This window comes from Brevundimonas albigilva (genome assembly GCF_023573565.1).
GTDB classification, from domain to species: Bacteria; Pseudomonadota; Alphaproteobacteria; order Caulobacterales; family Caulobacteraceae; genus Brevundimonas; species Brevundimonas albigilva.
The window spans coordinates 752,338-769,661 of record NZ_CP097649.1 but is presented as its reverse complement, the minus strand read 5'-3'; the positions used below and the strand labels follow the sequence as shown (position 1 = coordinate 769,661).

The window sequence follows — 17,324 nt, the reverse complement described above, 5'->3', positions numbered from 1 at the left end:
TCTCCTCAGGCGGCCGTCTTGGTGGCGGCGCGACCGCGCGGCCCCAGGAAGTATTCCTTGATCCACGGATGCTCGGAACGCTCCAGTTCCTGCACCGTGGCCTTTTCCACGACCCGCTTGTCCGCCAGCACCGCGACCTTGTCGCAGATGGCGTAAAGGCTATCGAGGTCGTGGGTGATCATGAAGACCGACAGGTCCAGGTCGTCCGACAGATGGCGGATCAGGTCGTCGAACGCGGCCGCGCCGATGGGGTCCAGGCCGGCGGTCGGCTCGTCCAGAAACAGCAGTTCGGGGTCCAGCGCCAGCGCCCGCGCCAGGCCGACGCGCTTTCTCATGCCGCCCGAAAGTTCCGCCGGTTTCAGATAGTGCGATTCCGGCTGCAGCCCGACCATGGCGATCTTCAGCTCGGCTAGCTCGTAGATCGTCGACTTGGGCAGTTTGGTGTGCTCGACCAGGGGCGAGGCGACGTTTTCCAGCACGCTCAGCGACGAGAACAGCGCGCCCTGCTGGAACAGCACGCCGGTGCGGCGCTCGATGTCCGCCGCGTCCGCGCTGCTGAGGTCGGCCCGGTCGTGGCCTAACAGACGGATCGTGCCGCCCTCGGGCTGCTTCAAGCCGATGATGGTGTTCAGCAGCACGGTCTTGCCGGTGCCGGAGCCGCCGACGACGCCCAGCACCTCGCCCCGATCCAGGTCGAGATCCAGGTTCTCGTGGATGGTGCGGTCGCCGAACTGGCTCAGCAGTCCGCGCACCTCGATCATCTTTTCCGGGGCCTTGTCCGGCGCCGGCGCGGCGGCGTCAGTCATATGTCCAGCTCCAGGAAGATCAGGGCGAAGATGGCGTCCAGCAGGATGATGGCGAAGATCGCCTGCACCACCGCCGCCGTCACCCGCCGGCCCAGGCTTTCCACGTCGCCGGCCACCGACATGCCCTGGCGGCAGCCGATCGCGGCGATGACCAGGGCGAACACCGGCGCCTTCACCAGGCCGACCATCATGTGCTGGGCCATGGTCCCGTCCTCGACCAGCCGCTGGAAGAAGAAGGCGGGCCCCAGGTTCAGGCTGGTCCAGCAGACGATCAGGCCGCCGAACAGGCCGCCCAGCATCCCCAGGAAGGTCAGCAGCGGCAGCATGACCACCAGGGCCGCCAGCCGCGGCACCACCAGCGCCTGGAACGGATTGACGCCCATGACCTGCATGGCGTCCACCTCTTGGTTCATGCGCATCGAGCCGATCTCGGCCGCGAAGGACGACGACGACCGACCGGCCAGAAGCACCGAGGCGATCACCACCGCGAACTCGCGGAACATGGCCACGCCGATCAGCTGGACCGCGAACACCTGGGCCCCGAAGTCGGTCAGCAGGTCCACGCCGATGAAGGCGACCACGGCCCCGATGAAGAAGTTGGTCATCATCACGATGGGGATGGCGTCCAGGCCCGCGCGCTCGGCCTGGCTGACCCAGGCGGGCCAGCGGATGTCGCCCGGATGCCGTGCGGCCTCGACCACCGCGGTCATCAGTCGGCCCAGGAAGGCCAGCGACAGCATGGCCTCGGCGCCGAAGTCATAGACGCCGCGCCCGATCTTGGCGAAGGAGCGGGTCAGCATGTCCTGGCGCTTGGGGGCGGGCGCGCTCTTGCGCTCCAGCGCCTCGATCATCTTGTAGATGCGGCCCGCTTCCGGCCGCCCCTTCCAGGCCGACTTCGGCAGGCGACCGCCCGAGGCCTGAACCAGCGCCAGGGCGCCGGCCGTGTCGAACCGTCCCAGATCGGCGGTGTCCACATCCTCGACCCGGCGACCGTCCAGGTCGCTTTTCAGCCGCTGGGGCAGCCGTCCCAGCGCCGTCGTGGTCCAGTCGCCCGTCAGGCGCAGGGTGGCGCCGTCCGCCACGTCCTGGATTTCATAATCCGCCTGACTCATTGGTCCCCGTGTCGGCAAGCGGCCATCGCGGTCGGCGCCCGACCCCGCGACGCAACCGCGATCCCAGCCCGCCTAATGATCAAGCCGGCGGGCGAAGTCAACGTGCGATGACATTGATATGCCGACGCCGCCTTATCTCGCGCGAAGTGTGGATCCCCCATGCGTCTCTGTCCTAACCGCTACGCTCGCAGCCCGGATCAAACGCGGTGAGGCCGGATTCGTTCGCCTGTCAGGCCAGAAGCCGGCGAACGGCGCTCAGATCGTCGATGAATCCGGCGCGCGCCGCATCCCGGGCGGCGGCGTCCGGCAGTCGCAGCAGATAGGACGGGTGGACCGTCAGCACGCCCGTTGCGCCGTCCGCCAGGTCCAGCGGACGACCGCGCTCGCGCATCACCGCGGGCTTTCTGCCCAAAACCGCCAACCCCGCCGTCGCGCCCAGGGCCACGATCACCTTGGGCCGGATCAGGCGACGCTCGGCGTCCAGCCACCAGCGGCAGGCCTGCACCTCCCCGGCGTTGGGGGTCTTGTGCAGACGCCGCTTGCCCCGCGGCTCATGCTTGAAGTGTTTGACGGCGTTGGTGACATAGACGTCGGACCGGTCGATGCCGGCCTCTTTCAGCGCCCTGTCCAGCACCTGGCCCGCGGGCCCGACGAACGGACGGCCCGCCAGATCCTCCTGATCGCCCGGCTGCTCGCCCACGATCATCAGCCGCGCCGATTTCGGCCCCTCGCCGCAGACGCCCTGGGTGGCGTCGCGATACAGCGGACAGCGGCGGCAGGCCTGCACCCCGCGCTCCACCGCCGCCAGACTATCGGGGGTCGCCTCGGCGTCCGGCCGGTCCTGGTGGACGTCGCGCGCCATCGCCTTGGCGAAGCGGGCGTTCGGGTCGGGTGCGGGGGCGGCGACCATGGCCTCCATTCGAACCTGCGCCGACGCCACCAGTTCCGGAATCAGCGCCGCCTCGGGCAGATTCTTCCAATAGCCCTTGGCCATTTCGCCCTGCATCGTCTTCACCTTCAGCCGCGCGGGATTGAAGGTGGAGGCGTAATAGGTCTTCCAGAACGCCTCGATCTCGTCCTCCGCCGGGGCCATGTCGCGGCTGGCGGGCGGGCCGAAGCGCAGGGTCTCGCCGTCCCAGAAGGCCGATCCGTCCGGCGTCAGGATCGACCAGCGCATGGTGGTGAAGCGGCGCTGGAAAAACGGCGCCGTGCGTTCCAGAACCCGGTGCGCCGGCTCGAACCAGGCCGCCCAGGCCTCGCCCTGATCGTCGCAGGTCCGCCGAAAGCGGACGAAAGCCTTCATCTTGTGGGCCGCGCGGCTGACGTTCTTGGCTCTTTCCACGGCGTCGGCGACATCGGGGTCGGAAATGACGCGGATGAGATCGGGCTCATCCCGGAGACGCCACAGAAGGCGGTACATCAGGTCGAACCGGTCGGCCGAGCGATGCAGGATCACCGCCTGCGCCAGATCGACGAAAGCCTTGGGAACCGAAAACTCCGCTTCCAGCCTGCTGTCATGGCGGCGACCAGGCGGCGTGTCGTCGAACAGCCCGCCCTGGCCGGTTCCGCCCGCCACCACGAAACGCGCGGCGGCCGGCTCGACCCCCGCCAGCCGCATCTGGCGCGCCGCCTTCCGCCAGCCGTCGAAATCCGTTTCGGACGCCAGTTCCGCCGTCGCCATTCAGAACAGGCTCAACTGTTCGGGCGCGCGCGTCGTCACCCGCGCCCGAAGGTCGACCGCGTCCGTCAGCCCGCCGGGCGTCCAGTCCAGCGCGGTGATGAAGGGCCGCACCTTGGCCACCGAGCGGGTCAGCCGCCCCACGTCCTCCAGCCTCAGGGTGCGATAGCGCCGCACCGCCACGATGCGGTCGACCGCCTTGACCCCCAGACCCGGCACCCGCAGCAGCATCTCGCGCGACGCCCGGTTCACGTCGACGGGGAACTGCTCGCGCCGGTTCAGCGCCCACGCCAGCTTGGGATCGACGGCCAGGTCCAGCATTCCCCCGGTCGCCGCCTCGCCGATCTCGGGCGCCGAGAAGCCGTAGAACCGCATCAGCCAGTCGGCCTGATACAGCCTGTGCTCGCGCATCAGGGGCGGGCGCGACAGGGGCAGCACCGAACTGGCGTCCGGGATTGGGCTGAAGGCGGAATAATAGACCCGGCGCAGGCCGTATCCGCCGTACAGCGAGGCGCTGCGGTACAGGATTTCCGTGTCCGGCGCTCCATCCGCGCCCACGATCAGCTGGGTGCTCTGGCCGCCCGGCGCGAACCGGGGCGGGCGGGCGCGATCGCGGCGCGCGGGCTTGGCGGCCTCCACCGCCTGGCGCACCTGCCCCATCGCCTTCTTGATGACGCCGACGTCCTTCTGGGGCGCCAGCCGCGACAGCGCCTCGTCGCGCGGCAGCTCGATATTGGCCGACAGCCGGTCGGCGTACAGGCCCGCCAGATCGACCAGCCGCGGATCGGCCTCGGGGATCAGTTTCAGGTGGATATAGCCCCGGAAATCGTGGACCTCGCGCAGGATGCGCGCGACCTCGACCAGCTGCTCCATCGTATAGTCGCTGTCGCGGATCACCCCCGACGACAGGAACAGCCCCTCGATATAGTTGCGCCGATAGAAGTTCAGCGTCAGGTCCACCACCTCCGCCACGCTGAACCGCGCGCGCTCCACGTTCGAGGACGCCCGGTTGATGCAATAGGCGCAGTCGTAGATGCAGAAGTTGGTCAGCAGGATCTTCAGCAGGCTGACGCACCGCCCGTCCGGGGTATAGGCGTGGCAGATGCCCATCCCTTCGGTGGAGCCGATTCCGCGTCCGCCGGTCGAATCCCGCTTCGACGTGCCGGACGATGCGCATGAGGCGTCGTACTTGGCCGCGTCGGCCAGGACGGACAGCTTTCGGCGAAGATCGAGACGGGCCATTCGTTCATGATATGTTCCATGCACCGCTTCCGTCCAGCGTGGCCATTGTCTTTTTCTTTCAGCCGGTTCTAGGTCCGCAGCAGATCCAGCAGCGACGTGGCGCGCAGGGAGTTGACGACCTGGGCCGAGGCCTCGATCGCCACCTGGGCCAATTGCAGATCGGTGATGGCCTGGGCCGCGTCATAGCCGGTCTTGTCGATCATCAGCTTGTCCAGCGAGGTCTGGCGGCCCTCGTGGGCGTCCAGGGTTTCCTCGACGTGGTTCTGCATCAGGCCGTTCTTGGCGGTCTGGTTGGTCACCTCCTTGTTGGCCGCGTCCAGCTGCTTCAGCTGTTCGGTCAGGAAGGCGTGCACGTCGTCGGAAGGCTTGCCGCTCAGCGTCCCCGCGCCGGCGGGCGTATAGGTCACGCCGTCGATGGTGACGGGCGCGCCTTCGTTATAGGCCTGGATGTTGCGAAACACCGTCGCCAGCGGCCCGCCCAGCTCATTGGCCAGGAAGCCGGTCTCCAGCGTCGTGTTCTCGTCGATGCGCGACTTGTGCTTCAGGGCGTCGTTGGCGAAGACGTCGTCCACGCTGGCGGCGGCCGTCAGGTCGGCCATCGACTTGGCGGTGGCGGGGGCGGTGTCGGTCTGGCCGCCGGCGAACAGGTACTGGCCCTGATAGGTCGCGTTCAGCCCCGACTGGAAGGTCTGGAACTGCAGCCCCAGCTCGGTCATCAGACTGTCCAGCTTGCCGGCCGACAGGACGTTGGCGATGGCCTCGCGCGCGCCGTTTCCGCCGGCGTACACCTGGCTCATCGCCAGGTCCTGGGCGTCCAGCCGCCCCGCCGCCGACTTGCCCGCCTCGACGAAGCCCTCCAGCCGCGCCTGAGTCGACTTCAGGGCGGTGATGGATTCGGCCTGACGTCCGTATCCGGCCATGTCGGTGGCGATGCGGCCGCTGTCGATCCGCTCCTGCGCCTGCTGCGCGCGGCTCTGGGCGCCCATCAGGTCCAGCAGCGCGGACTGGTAGTTGGAGAAGGTGGCGACGCGGGTCATCTCAGCATCCCGATCAGCGTGTCATACATGTCGCTGGCCGCCTGGATCAGACGGGCCGAGGCGTTATAGGCCTGCTGGAAGGTGGTCATGTTGACCAGTTCCTCGTCCAGGTTGACGCCTTCCTTGGACTGGCGGCGGGTGTTGGCCTCCTCCAGCACCGCCGAGGCGGTGTCGGCCCGGCTCTGGGCGGCGGCGGCGCGACTGCCGATGTCGCCGGAGAAGTCGGCGGCGTAGTTCGACAGGGTCTTGGACCCGCCCGCCGCGCCGCCGGCCGCCGAGAAGCTGACCGTGCGCTTGCCGACGTCCGACAGCGCCAGGGCGCCGCGCCCGTCCGCGGCGCTCAGCGCCGGGGTCCCCGCCGCCGCCGACAGGTTCAGCTGCGCCAGGGCCAGCTTGGACGGGTTCGACTGGATGTCCTGGCGCACCGAGAAGCCTTCCGTGCGCGCCGCGCGCACCCCGCCGCCGAGGCCGAACAGATTGGACATCGTCACGCCCGAGGGAACCTGGCTGGTGGTGTCGCGCACCACCGACAGGGTCGAGCCGGAGCTGTCGTAGCTCTTGAAGGTCAGGGCCCCGGCCCCGTCCAAGCTGAAGGCGCCGTAGCGGCCCACGCCGGTGACGGGATTGTTCAGCGCGCTCAGCAGTTCGCCCATCGTGCCGGCGCCGGCCGGCACCGCGACGCTGATGTCGCGAACCCGCGCCCCGTCCGCCCCGGTGAAACGGAAGGTCACGCTCTCGCCCGGCGTGAAGCCGTGCGGCGACGACAGGGTCAGACCGGTGTCGTAGGTGGTCGGCGCGTCGCTGACCACCAGGTCGTTCAGGCCGAACCAGTGGGAAAAGCCCTTGCCGCCCTTCAGGCTGGGATCGGTCGCGTCGTCGGCGATCGACAGGCCCGCGCCGCCGTCGCCGTTCAGCGTCAGCACGCCGTTGGAGAAGCTGGCGGTGGCCACCCCGGCCAGCTGGGCGTTCAGGCTCGCCAGGTCGGTCGGCGGATTGTTGGTGAAGTCGATCGCCGCCTGGCCGGTGATGACGCCGGCCGCATCCACGGTGGCGACGGTCACGACCCCGCTGAAGCCCGCAAGCGCCGTCTCCAGCGACTGGCCGGTGTTGCGTCCCGTCAGGGTCGAGGGCGCGGGCACGCTGGTGCTGGCGTTGTGGGCGCGGTTCAGCTCGTCGGCGATGCGCGCGGTCAGTTCGGCCAGACGTTCGGCGGCGGCCGGGGCGTCCTGGTCGCGCAGTTCCACCAGCCCCTTGATCTCGCCCGAGCCGACGCCTTCCAGCGCCAGCGAGCGCGCGCCGCTGGGCTCGGTCAGCCAGATGTCGTTGAAGCTGGTCGTGGCCCCCACCGTGCCCGCCGGCGCATAGGACAGGGTGGCGTGCCCCTCGCCCACCAGGGTCGCGCCGGTGTTGGTGCGGATGGTCACCCCGCCGTTGGCGCGCGCCTCCACCTTGACGTCCATCAACTCGCCCAGCTGGTTGATCAGGGTCTGCTGGGCGTTCTGGGCTCCAGTCGCGTCCTGCCCCGTCACGGTCGCGGTGGCGATGGTCTTGTTGAGCTTGTCGATCTGCTCCAGCAGCGGATTGACCGAGTCCACCACCGTGCCCAGCCGGCTGTCGGCCTCCTGGCGCAAGGCCTGGATGCGCTGCGACACCGACTTGGCCTCGTTGAACAGGGCCTGGGTCTTGTAGATGGTCTCCTGCCGCGCGGGCGAGGAGGTCGGCGTCTCGGCCAGGGCGGTGAAGTCGGCGAACAGGCTGTCGATGTCGCCGAACAGGCCGCCGTCCCCGCTGGGATCGCCGAACGCCGTCTGGATCTGGTCGTAGAGTTCGTTGCGCACGGCGTAGCGCGCGGAATCCGCGCTGGCGCTCATGCTCGCCGCCTGCAGGAAGCGGTCGGTCGACAGGCGCACGCGCGCCACATCCACGCCCGCCCCGCCCCCGGCGGTGACGGCGGCCGTCTGGTCGACAACCTTGCGGACATAGCCGGGGGTGTTGACGTTGGAGATGTTGTCCGAGACGACGCGCAGCTGCGTCTGGGCCGTCTGCAGGCCCGACACGCCGATGTTCATGATCGAGTTCAGCGACACGGCCGGCCCTCCCCGCCCAGGCCCGCGCCCGGCAAGCCTTGCCCGGCCACGCGCAAATCTTGCCTCGCCGCACGGCGCAGCGGCCGCCGCAAGACTTTGATTTGCAAAGATAAGCGTTTTTGACGCGGGTTCATGGCCGGACGCGCCGCAAGCCTTGGGCCACGGCGACCCGCGCGCCGATCCGGCCCCCGCGCCAAGCCCGGCAAAATTGCGGCGGCGCACGGCAAGAATGATCCTGCAACCGATGGCCGCTCCTGAGGCCGGTGCCGACAACATACTGATTTCATTCGCCATTGATGAGCGACGACCGGTGGCCCGACGCTTGCGACGGAGGCGGCGAACCTTCCGGGCGCAGCAGGCGCCGCCGTCTTGAAAGCCGCCTCGCGCCCCATGCCTTCCGCCGCCGCCCTCATTGCTGCTGTTCCGGCCGCCGCCGGCGCCGGCGCGCCTGCGCCGGGCGGCGCCGACTTCGGTTCGGCCGAGGCCTTCGCCGCCGCCCTGGCGGGCGTGCGCGAGGGCGTGGTGAAGGACGCCCCGGCCCGGACGCAGGGCGAAACCGCCTCGCGCGTCTCATCGGTCCGGCTGGTCGGTCGCCTGGATCTGGCCGGCCTGGGCGAGGCCGAGGGCCAGGACGTTTCGGCCGCCGCCGCCGCCCTGCCCCGGCCTGAAGGCGCGATCGTCCAGGCCGAAGCCTCGGACGACCTCCTGTCGACGGTCGTCGATGAAACGGCGGAGATCGCGGAGCCGGAGACGCCGGATGTCGCGGGCTCGCTCCCGCCGGTCCCTCAGGGTCAGGTCGCCCCTCCCGTCGCGCCCGCATCCCTTTCGGTCGAACCGTCCGCCGGAACGGGCGACGAGGCGGCGGCGACCCCGCCCGCTTCACCCTTCGCGCCCGCCGCCGCGTCGGACGCCGCCGATCCGCAGGCGGCGCGCATGGACGTGTCCGCGCCCCTGACCCGCGCCGCCCCCGTCGATCAGAAACAGGACGCCGCCACGGACGCGGCCGCGACGCCGACCGAGGGCGCCGCGGCCGTCCCTGCTCAGGGATCGGACGCCCCGCCCCCGTCCAGGACCGAAAAGCCGGCCGCCGCCGTCGAACGTCCCGTTCCGGCCAAGGCCGAGGCGACGGCCCCCGCCGCGCCCGCTTCCGCCGCGCCGACCCCGTCCAACAGCGCCGCCGTCGGGATTGATGCGGCCCTGACCGCCGCCACGCCCGAGACCGTCCCTGTCGTCCGCGAGGCGACAGGGCCGCAGCCCGCGAAGACGGTCGCCTCGGCCGATCCCCTGCCGGCCGCGCCCGCGGCGCCCACGCCCGAACGGTCCGCCCCCGGGGCGGCCGTGACGCCGAAGACGGCCGCCGCCGACGTGCGCTCCGTCGAGGCCCCGGCGGCGGCCGACGCCGGCGCGGTCCAGATCAGCGCCGTCATCCAGAAGCCGGTCGTCAGCCCGGCCGCCCTGGCCCGTCCCCTTGTGGAAGGGCCCGCCCCGGCCGTTTTGGAGGCCTCGCCCGCCGCGACGGCGGAAACCGACGACGCAGCGACGCCGGACGCCGGCGCCGAACCGGCCTCGCCGTCGCAGGACGCCCCGATCCGCCCGAGCGCCGCGGCCGCCCCGCTCGCCGCCTCGATACGGCCCGAGCCCCAGCCGCTGCGTCCGCTGCGCCATGAGGCGCCGGCGCCGTCGACGTCGGAGCCCGGCGACGCCGCTCAGGCGGCCCCGTCGACCGCCGCCGCCGGCCCGGACGTCAAGTCTCAGGCGCCGGCGCTGGCCGACGCTCCCTCGGGCGCGATCCCGCCGCCGGTCCCGGCGGACCCGGCGGCCGCCGACCCGACCGTGGACGCCGTCCCGGCCGAGACCACGCCGGACGCCGCCCGCGCCGACAACCCGGTCGCCCAGGCGCGCGATCCGCTGGCGTCGGCCCTGTCTCGCGCCACCATCGAGACCACCGCCCATCTGGCCGCCCAGATCGCGCGCAAGCTGGAGGGTCGTTCGACCCGCTTCGACATGGTGCTGACGCCGGAAGACCTGGGCCGCGTCGACGTGACCGTGGAAATCGACGCCGACGGCCAGCTGGCCGCGCGTCTGGCCTTCGACAACCCCGCCGCCGCCGCCGACCTGCGGGGCCGCGCCGACGAGCTGCGTCGCCAGTTGCAGGACGCCGGCTTCCAGCTGTCGCAGGACTCGCTCGACTTCTCCCAGCGTGATCCGTCCTCGGGCGGGGGCGCCTTCGACCGCCAGCAGCAGCGCAACGCCCTGTTCGCCGGCGGCTCTCGCCTGGCCGCCCAGGCCGACCTCGCCGCCGCGCCGATCCCCGGCGCCTGGACCAACCATTCCCTGACGCCCGAGCGCGTCGATGTGAGGGTCTGATCATGGCCGACGCCATTTCTTCCGTCGACGCCGCCGGCCGCCTGACGTCGGGCTCGGTCTCGCTGTTCAACAACTTCGAGACTTTCCTAACGCTGCTGACCACGCAGATGAAGAACCAGGATCCGCTGTCGCCGCTGGATTCCAACGAGTTCACCGCCCAGCTGACCCAGATGGCCGGCGTGGAGCAGCAGCTGCTGACCAACGACCTGCTGACCAGCCTGCTCTCGGCCCAGGCCGCCGGCGGCCTGGACAACGCCTCCAACTACATCGGCAAGAACGTCACCGCCGCCTGGACCGCCACCGAGCTGGACGACGGTCAGGCCACCTGGGCCTACGAACTGGCCTCCCAGGCTGACAACGTGACCCTGCAGGTCGTCAACAGCAGCGGCCAGGTGGTCTGGGAAGGCGCCGCGCCGGACAACAGCCAGGGCGTCCACAGCTTCACCTGGGACGGCAAGATGACCGGGGGCGACGTCGCCGACGACGGCGGCGTCTATACGCTGAAGGTCACGGCCAAGAACGCCGCCGGAGGAACCGTCGACGCGCAGGCGCTGATCCAGGGCCGCGTGACCGGCGTCGAGATGTACAACGGCGAGCCCTATCTGGTGATCGGCGATTCCATCCTTCCGCTTTCGACCGTGATCTCGCTCAACGAGGTCAGGGCCGACAACGACACCGACGATACGGAGAATCCGGACGTCCCGACCGAGGAGGCGGCCGCATGATGCGCTCCGCCGCCTTTTCGATGACCGTTACGCTTAAGGAGCGTCCCCAATGAGCCTCAACAGCGCCATGCTGGCCGGCGTGTCCGGGCTGGCCGCCAACTCCGCCGCCCTGGCCGCGATTTCCCAGAACATCGCGAACGTGAACACCGTGGGCTACAAGCGAACCCAGGGTGAATTCCAGACCCTGGTGAACAGCCAGTCCAAGGCCGGCGGCGGCTATTCCGCCGGCGGCGTCGCCGTCTCGGCCCGGTCCTTCATCAGCCAGGAAGGCCAGCTGCAGCGCACGACCGAGAGCACCGACCTGGCCATCGACGGCCAGGGCTTCTTCGTCGTGACCGACAAGGCCGAGGGCGTGGCCGCCACCGACACCCGCCTGTTCACCCGCGCCGGCGCCTTCCGCGTCGACAACATGGGCTATCTGAAGAACAGCGCGGGCCTGTACCTGCAGGGTTGGCCGGTGGATTCCAACGGCGAGATCTCGACCGACCCGTCGGACCTGTCGCGCCTGCGTTCGATCAACATCGGTTCGGTGGGCGGCACGGCCGAGCCGACCACCCGCGTCCAGATCAACGCCAACCTGCGCTCGACCCAGGAGTCGTCGGCCGCGGGCAGCGCCTCGACCTACAAGGGCGTGGAAGACGCCGCCGACGTCGAACACGACGTCTCGGTCCGCTACACCCGCACCGGCGCCAACACCTACGACGTCACCATCAAGTCCGGCACCCAGACCATCACCGGCCAGGCCGCGTTCGATCCCGCGACCGGCGCCCTGACCGGCCTGACCGGCCTGACCGCCAACAACGGCACGGCGGCGGTCGACGGCGCCCTGTCGACCCTGACCTTCACCCCGGCCACCGGCGCGCCCTTCGGCATCGCCCTGGCCGACATCGGCCTGCAGAACAACGTCGCCGCCGCCAGCAAGTACGACGCGTCGGTCAACTCGATGGCGATGTACGACGCCGACGACGACAATCCGGTGGGCGTGAAGCCGGACTTCAAGATGAACATCCCCGTCTCGGACTCGAAGGGCGGCCAGCGCAACCTGGAAATCCGCTTCCTGAAGAGCGACGAGCCCAACATCTGGTACGCCGAGATCGTCTCGGTCCCGCCCGAGGACGTCGTCACCGGCGCACCCTACAGCAACGGCCAGATCAAGACCGGCAAGATCGCCTTCACCCCGTCGGGTCGCCTCGACGTCGAGACGATGCAGAACTGGCCGGCCGGCACGGGCCTGTTCGACGATCCGACGCAGGCCACCCTGACGTTCGAGGAATCCGATCCCGACGAGGTCATCGATCCCCTGAACCCCGCCGACAACGGCCGGGTGAAATGGGCCGACGGCCTGGGCATCGCGGCCCAGACCCTGACCCTGGACCTGAACACCTCGGCCGGCGGCCTCAGCCAGCTGAACACCGCCTCGGTGGTTCAGTCGACCATCACCAACGGCACGGCCTTCGGCAATCTCAGCGAGATCGCCATCGACGACCAGGGCTTCGTCACCGCCATCTTCGACAACGGCGTCATGCGCCGCATCGCCCAGGTCGCGGTCGCCACCTTCCCCAGCCCCGACAGCCTGAAGGAGGTCTCGGGCAACGCCTACGCCGTCAGCCTGCAGTCCGGCACCTTCAACCTGAAGGCGGCGGGCACCGGCGGCGCGGGCTTCATCGCCGCCCAGCAGCTGGAAGCCTCGACCGTCGACCTGTCGCAGGAGTTCACCAGCCTGATCACCACCCAGCGGGCCTATTCCGCCTCGTCCAAGATCATCACCACGGCCGACGAAATGCTGGCCGAGCTGATCAACATCAAACGCTGATCGCCGAGTAGGTAATCATTAGGTTCAATGAATCGTCGCTCAACCATCGTTGAGAATGTCGGCTGTGGAGGGACGGATGTTAGCCGTTCCTTCACCACGACGCTTAAACGGCCCTTAGCGGCGGGCGCGTACTTTCACCGGACTACGGTGTTGGTGAAAGAGGCATAAGCCCATGTTGCAAGAGCGACGCCTTAACAGCAAAGGCGAACAATACGTGGTCGGACCCACCGGCACGCCGCTGACCCTGAAAGACCTGCCGCCGTCCAACACGGACCGCTGGGTCATCCGCCGCAAGGCGGAAGTCGTCGCCGCCGTCCGCGGCGGTCTGATCAGCCTGGACGACGCCCTGGCGAAGTATCGCCTGACCGCCGAGGAATTCCTGGCCTGGCAGAAGGCCATCGACAAATGGGGCATGCAGGGCCTGCGCACGACGCGCATCCAGAGCTACCGCTCCTAACCGCTTCCCCGAAGCCGATCAGGGGCCGCGTCCGGCGACGGACGCGGCCCTTGTTCTTTGCGGGGCCTCGAAATCGCGCGGGTTCGGTCCTAAATGGCGGCGATGAGCCTGGTCGAAGACATCTGCCCCGTTCCCGACATCGCCCCTATGACCTCGCAGCAGGACATGGACGCGGCGGTCGAGAGCGCGCGCGCCGCCGTCGGCCTGCCCGTCGGCGCCCGCGTGGTGGCGGCCATGTCCGGCGGCGTGGACTCCACCGTCGTCGCCGCCCTGCTGCACAAGGCGGGCTATGACGTGGTCGGCGTGACGCTGCAGCTCTACGACCACGGCGCCGCGCTGAAGAAGAAGGGCGCCTGCTGCGCCGGCCAGGACATCCACGACGCCCGCCTGGCCGCCGAGGCGATCGGCATTCCCCACTATGTCCTGGACTACGAAAGCCGCTTCCGGGACGCGGTGATCGACCAGTTCGCCGACAGCTATCTGAAGGGCCAGACGCCCGTTCCCTGCATCCGCTGCAATCAGACGGTCAAGTTCCGCGACCTGCTGGACGTCGCCCGCGACCTGGGCGCCGAGGCGATGGCGACGGGCCACTATGTCCGCCGCGCCGTCGCCGGCGATCGCTCGCAGATGCGCAAGGCGATCGATCATTCGCGCGACCAGTCCTACTTCCTGTTCGCCACCACCCAGGACCAGCTCGACTATCTGCGCTTCCCCCTGGCCGATCTGGAAAAGCCCCAGGTGCGCGGCGTCGCCGCCTCGCTGGGCCTCAGGATCGCCGCCAAGCCGGACAGCCAGGACATCTGCTTCGTCCCCACCGGCGATTATCGCACCCTGATCGACCGCCTGCGGCCGCAGGGGCGCGAGGCCGGCGAGATCGTGCACATGGACGGCCGGGTGCTGGGCGCGCATGCGGGGATCACCGACTACACCATCGGCCAGCGCCGGGGCCTGAACGTCGCCGTGGGCGAGCCGCTGTTCGTCGTGCGGCTGGAGCCCGAGGCCCGCCGCGTCGTCGTCGGCCCGCGCGAGGCGCTGCTGACCGCCCGCCTGACGCTGGAAGAGACCAACTGGCTGGGCGACGAGGCCACGATCCACGAAGCCGCCGCCGCCGGCGCGCCCGTCCTGGCCCGCGTCCGCTCGACCCGCCCGCCCTCCCCGGCCCGCCTGGCCCTTGTCGAGGATCAGGTCGCGGTCCTGTTCGACCAGGGCGAGGAAGGCGTCGCCCCCGGCCAGGCCTGCGTCCTCTACGATCCGGCCGACCCCGACCGCGTCCTGGGCGGCGGCTTCATCCGCGACACGACGGCCGCCTTCCAGGCCTAGACCGCGGCATAGACCCTCAGCCGATTGCCGTCGGGGTCGCGGGCCAGGAAGCTGCGTCCCCCGTCCTCGTCGGCCGGCGGCAAGACGATGCGCGCGCCCCGGTCCCACCATTCGATATGAAGCTCGTCGACGGCGGTCGACGCGGCCAGGGCGAAGTCCACCTGGGCCGGCGGGATCGCCGCGCCGCGCCACAGGCTCAGGGTCCGGCCCGGTGACAGGGCGAAGACCGCATGGTCCGCGCTCGCCGCCAGCGGCCGGCGCCGCAGCAGGCCCGAATAGAACCGGGCGGCGGCCTCCGGGTCGGCGACGGCCAGCGGAATGTCCTCGATCTCGGTCATGCGTCCCTCCTGTGCGGCGAGAACAAACCTAGACCGTCATCCTGCCAGTTCCTGTCAGCATGGAGCGTCCTGCGCCGCCGTCTCCCGGCTCGCGCGCCACTGCTTCAGCAGCACCGCCCGGCGCGCCGGGCAACGCGCGTCCAGCACCTCGGCCTCCTCGATCCGGTCGGTGCGGAAATGGCGGAAGTCGGCCCGCAGTTCGCACCAGCCGACCAGCAGCCGCACCCGGTCGAAGAAGGCCAGGGCGAAGGGCCAGATCACCCGCTCGGAGGCGGCGCCGGCTTCGTCGCGGTAACACAGCTTCAGCTTCCGCTCGGTGCGGATCGCCTTTCTGAGCAGCGCCGGATCGACGTGGTCGGCCGGAAACGGCGCGCCGGGCACGACCAGCAGGGCCTCGGCCTCCATCTCGTCCCGCAGGTCCGGCGGAACCACCGCGCCGATCCGCGCCAGGGCGCTCAACGCCGCATCGCGCATCCGCGCGTCGGCCCGGTCCGCCACCCAGCGCGAACCCAGCACCAGCGCCTCGATCTCCTCCGGCGTGAACATCAGCGGCGGCAGCAGGAAGCCGGGCCGCAGCACATAGCCCACGCCCGGCTCGCCCTCGATGGTCGCGCCCTGGGCCTGAAGGCTGGCGATGTCGCGGTAAAGGGTCCGCAGGCTGACCCCCATCTCCTCGGCCAGCGCCTGGCCGCTGACGGGCCGGCGACGCCGCCTCAGGGCGTTCAACAGGTCGAAAAGGCGCTCGGACCGCGACATGGCGCGACCCTAGCAGGCCTGCTGACAAAAAGCGGCAGCAGCCGCTACGCCGCTTCCCTCGGCGGCAGAACCTCTCCGACCGTGGGGCGGTTCTCGGCGCGGGTCAGGCGGATGTCCCTGGGTTTGACGATCTCGCCGCAGCAGTTGCAGGCGATCCGGGGGTTCAGGGTGTGGCCGCAGGTCTTGTGGACCATGTCGATGCCGCTGTCGGTCTCGCCATAGACGTGCTTGTTCCCCCAGGCGTGCAGCGTCACCAGAACGCCGTACAGATCCTTGCCCTTGGCGGTCAGGACGTATTCGTTCCTCGGCGGGCGTTCGGAATACAGGCGCGGCTCCAGCACCCCGTGCTGGACCAGGCTCTTCAGCCGGGCGGCCAGGACGTTGCGCGCCACGCCCAGATTGTCCTGCCACTGTTCGAAGCGGCTGACCCCGTTGAAGGCGTCGCGGATGACCAGCAGCGTCCACGGATCGCCGATCACCTCCAGCGTGGCGGCGATCGAGCAACTCTGGCGGCTGTAGTCGGCGGTGCGTCCCATGCGCGGAAAGTGACCCCGCGTCAGCCTGTTGGCAAGAGGGTTGCCAATCCGAACCCAGTCAGTCAGTCTTGTTTCGCAACGGACTTGCGGGCCTCCCGGCCTTCGGTCCTTGTTCCTTGACTGGCGGAGGGTCCGCCCCGACCCTCCGCGCCTCTTCGGCCCTCTGGATCGCCCATGACCACGTTCCCCGCGCCCCTGTCCCCCGCGCCCCTGTCCCTCGCCCAAGCCCTCGCCTTCCGCCCGATGGAGGATGGCGCCCTGTCAGCCTCGGTGGCGGGCGACTTCTCCAACGGCCCCAGCGGCGCGCCGCCGGAGAAGGGCTTTCCCTTCGGCGGGCTGCTGGCCGCGCTGTGCGCCGAGGGCATGCGCCAGGGCCTGGCGCTGACGGCGCCGCTGCGGACCCTGTCGGTCCAATATCTTTCGGCCGCGCGGTTCGGCCAGCCCGTCGCCTTCCGCCCGCGCCTGCTGCGCGGCGGCCGCAACGTGATCTATGCGGCGATCGAGGCCGACCAGGACGGCCGCATGACGCACCACGCCACCGGCACGTACGGCGTCGATGCGGCGACGCCGCCGCTTTCGCCCCTCCATGCGCCGCCGCCGCCGCTGGAGAGCCTCGACCCGGAGGCGCGCATCGGCGGGCCGATGGCGCCGCACTTCGCGCGCCACGTCGATTACCGCTTCGACGGCGGCCCCAACATTCTGGGCGGCAACGAGGGCCGGCCGGTGGTGGAGCGCACCTGGATGCGGATGGCCGACCGCCGACCGCTGGACGAGGTCGGCCTGTGCTATCTCCTGGACGCCCTCTATCCGCCGGCCTGGACCGCCAGCGCCAGGCCCGCCCCCATGACCACGGTGGACCTGCGCATCGACATCCTGGCCGATCCCACGCCCGCCACGGCGCCGGACGGCTGGGCCTTCTTCGAGTTCAGGATGCTGGACCTGGGCCTGGGCTGGACGGTGGACGAAGCGACCGCCTGGGGGGCCGATGGCGCGCCGCTGGCGATCTCGCGTCAGCGCCGAAAACTGCTGCCCCAGCGCGGCGCCTGAAGT

The 17,324-nt window shown here is 70.1% G+C and carries 15 protein-coding genes; 6 read left to right on the top strand and 9 right to left on the bottom strand.

What is annotated here, in order from left to right; genetic code table 11:
- Nucleotides 1–5 precede the first annotated feature (5 nt).
- The 6 genes from M8231_RS03825 to flgK form a co-directional block, all read right to left on the bottom strand.
- Nucleotides 6–806 (bottom strand): ABC transporter ATP-binding protein, encoded by an 801-nt coding sequence (locus tag M8231_RS03825; protein ID WP_249751077.1) that lies wholly within the window; start codon nt 804–806, stop codon nt 6–8.
- Nucleotides 803–1,918, bottom strand: a complete 1,116-nt coding sequence (locus M8231_RS03820; RefSeq protein WP_249751078.1) for an ABC transporter permease — start codon at nt 1,916–1,918, stop codon at nt 803–805. The genes M8231_RS03825 and M8231_RS03820 overlap by 4 nt, the downstream gene beginning before the upstream one ends.
- A gap of 229 nt (nt 1,919–2,147) precedes the next feature.
- On the bottom strand, nt 2,148–3,599 hold the full coding sequence (locus tag M8231_RS03815) for a UdgX family uracil-DNA binding protein (protein ID WP_250202280.1): 1,452 nt from the start codon (nt 3,597–3,599) through the stop codon (nt 2,148–2,150).
- Nucleotides 3,600–4,838 (bottom strand): putative DNA modification/repair radical SAM protein, encoded by a 1,239-nt coding sequence (locus M8231_RS03810; protein ID WP_250202279.1) that lies wholly within the window; start codon nt 4,836–4,838, stop codon nt 3,600–3,602. It abuts the gene before it with no gap.
- A gap of 68 nt (nt 4,839–4,906) precedes the next feature.
- Nucleotides 4,907–5,875, bottom strand: a complete 969-nt coding sequence (locus tag M8231_RS03805) for a flagellin family protein (RefSeq protein ID WP_249751080.1) — start codon at nt 5,873–5,875, stop codon at nt 4,907–4,909.
- Nucleotides 5,872–7,962: a flagellar hook-associated protein FlgK gene (gene flgK, locus M8231_RS03800; protein ID WP_249751081.1), complete on the bottom strand. Its 2,091-nt coding sequence runs from the start codon at nt 7,960–7,962 to the stop codon at nt 5,872–5,874. The genes M8231_RS03805 and flgK overlap by 4 nt, the downstream gene beginning before the upstream one ends.
- A 390-nt stretch (nt 7,963–8,352) precedes the next feature.
- Between flgK and M8231_RS03795 the strand changes: the two genes are divergently transcribed.
- The 5 genes from M8231_RS03795 (at nt 8,353) to mnmA (ending at nt 14,644) form a co-directional block, all read left to right on the top strand.
- Nucleotides 8,353–10,329 (top strand): flagellar hook-length control protein FliK, encoded by a 1,977-nt coding sequence (locus M8231_RS03795; RefSeq protein ID WP_249751082.1) that lies wholly within the window; start codon nt 8,353–8,355, stop codon nt 10,327–10,329.
- Nucleotides 10,330–10,331: 2 nt separating this feature from the next.
- Nucleotides 10,332–11,054, top strand: a complete 723-nt coding sequence (locus tag M8231_RS03790; protein WP_249751083.1) for a flagellar hook assembly protein FlgD — start codon at nt 10,332–10,334, stop codon at nt 11,052–11,054.
- Nucleotides 11,055–11,103: 49 nt separating this feature from the next.
- On the top strand, nt 11,104–12,867 hold the full coding sequence (gene flgE / locus M8231_RS03785; protein ID WP_249751084.1) for a flagellar hook protein FlgE: 1,764 nt from the start codon (nt 11,104–11,106) through the stop codon (nt 12,865–12,867).
- 172 nt (nt 12,868–13,039) lie between these two features.
- The gene (gene sciP / locus M8231_RS03780; RefSeq protein WP_201217154.1) at nt 13,040–13,324 is read left to right on the top strand and encodes a CtrA inhibitor SciP; all 285 of its coding nucleotides are present in this window, start codon (nt 13,040–13,042) and stop codon (nt 13,322–13,324) included.
- 102 nt (nt 13,325–13,426) lie between these two features.
- The gene (gene mnmA, locus M8231_RS03775; RefSeq protein WP_430641186.1) at nt 13,427–14,644 is read left to right on the top strand and encodes a tRNA 2-thiouridine(34) synthase MnmA; all 1,218 of its coding nucleotides are present in this window, start codon (nt 13,427–13,429) and stop codon (nt 14,642–14,644) included.
- Here the strand turns inward: mnmA and M8231_RS03770 are convergent.
- From M8231_RS03770 to M8231_RS03760, 3 genes are read right to left on the bottom strand one after another with little or no spacing between them, the layout of a single operon-like run.
- The gene (locus M8231_RS03770; RefSeq protein WP_249751086.1) at nt 14,641–14,982 is read right to left on the bottom strand and encodes a VOC family protein; all 342 of its coding nucleotides are present in this window, start codon (nt 14,980–14,982) and stop codon (nt 14,641–14,643) included. The two genes, mnmA and M8231_RS03770, sit on opposite strands and share 4 nt — an antisense overlap.
- 54 nt (nt 14,983–15,036) lie before the next feature.
- Nucleotides 15,037–15,738 (bottom strand): helix-turn-helix transcriptional regulator, encoded by a 702-nt coding sequence (locus M8231_RS03765; RefSeq protein WP_249751087.1) that lies wholly within the window; start codon nt 15,736–15,738, stop codon nt 15,037–15,039.
- Nucleotides 15,739–15,782: 44 nt separating this feature from the next.
- Entirely contained in the window at nt 15,783–16,274 is a 492-nt protein-coding gene (locus M8231_RS03760) for a winged helix-turn-helix transcriptional regulator (protein ID WP_249751088.1), read from the bottom strand.
- Nucleotides 16,275–16,448: 174 nt separating this feature from the next.
- Between M8231_RS03760 and M8231_RS03755 the strand changes: the two genes are divergently transcribed.
- Complete coding sequence (locus M8231_RS03755; RefSeq protein WP_249751089.1) at nt 16,449–17,321, top strand: acyl-CoA thioesterase; 873 nt, start codon at nt 16,449–16,451, stop codon at nt 17,319–17,321.
- Nucleotides 17,322–17,324: the final 3 nt, after the last annotated feature.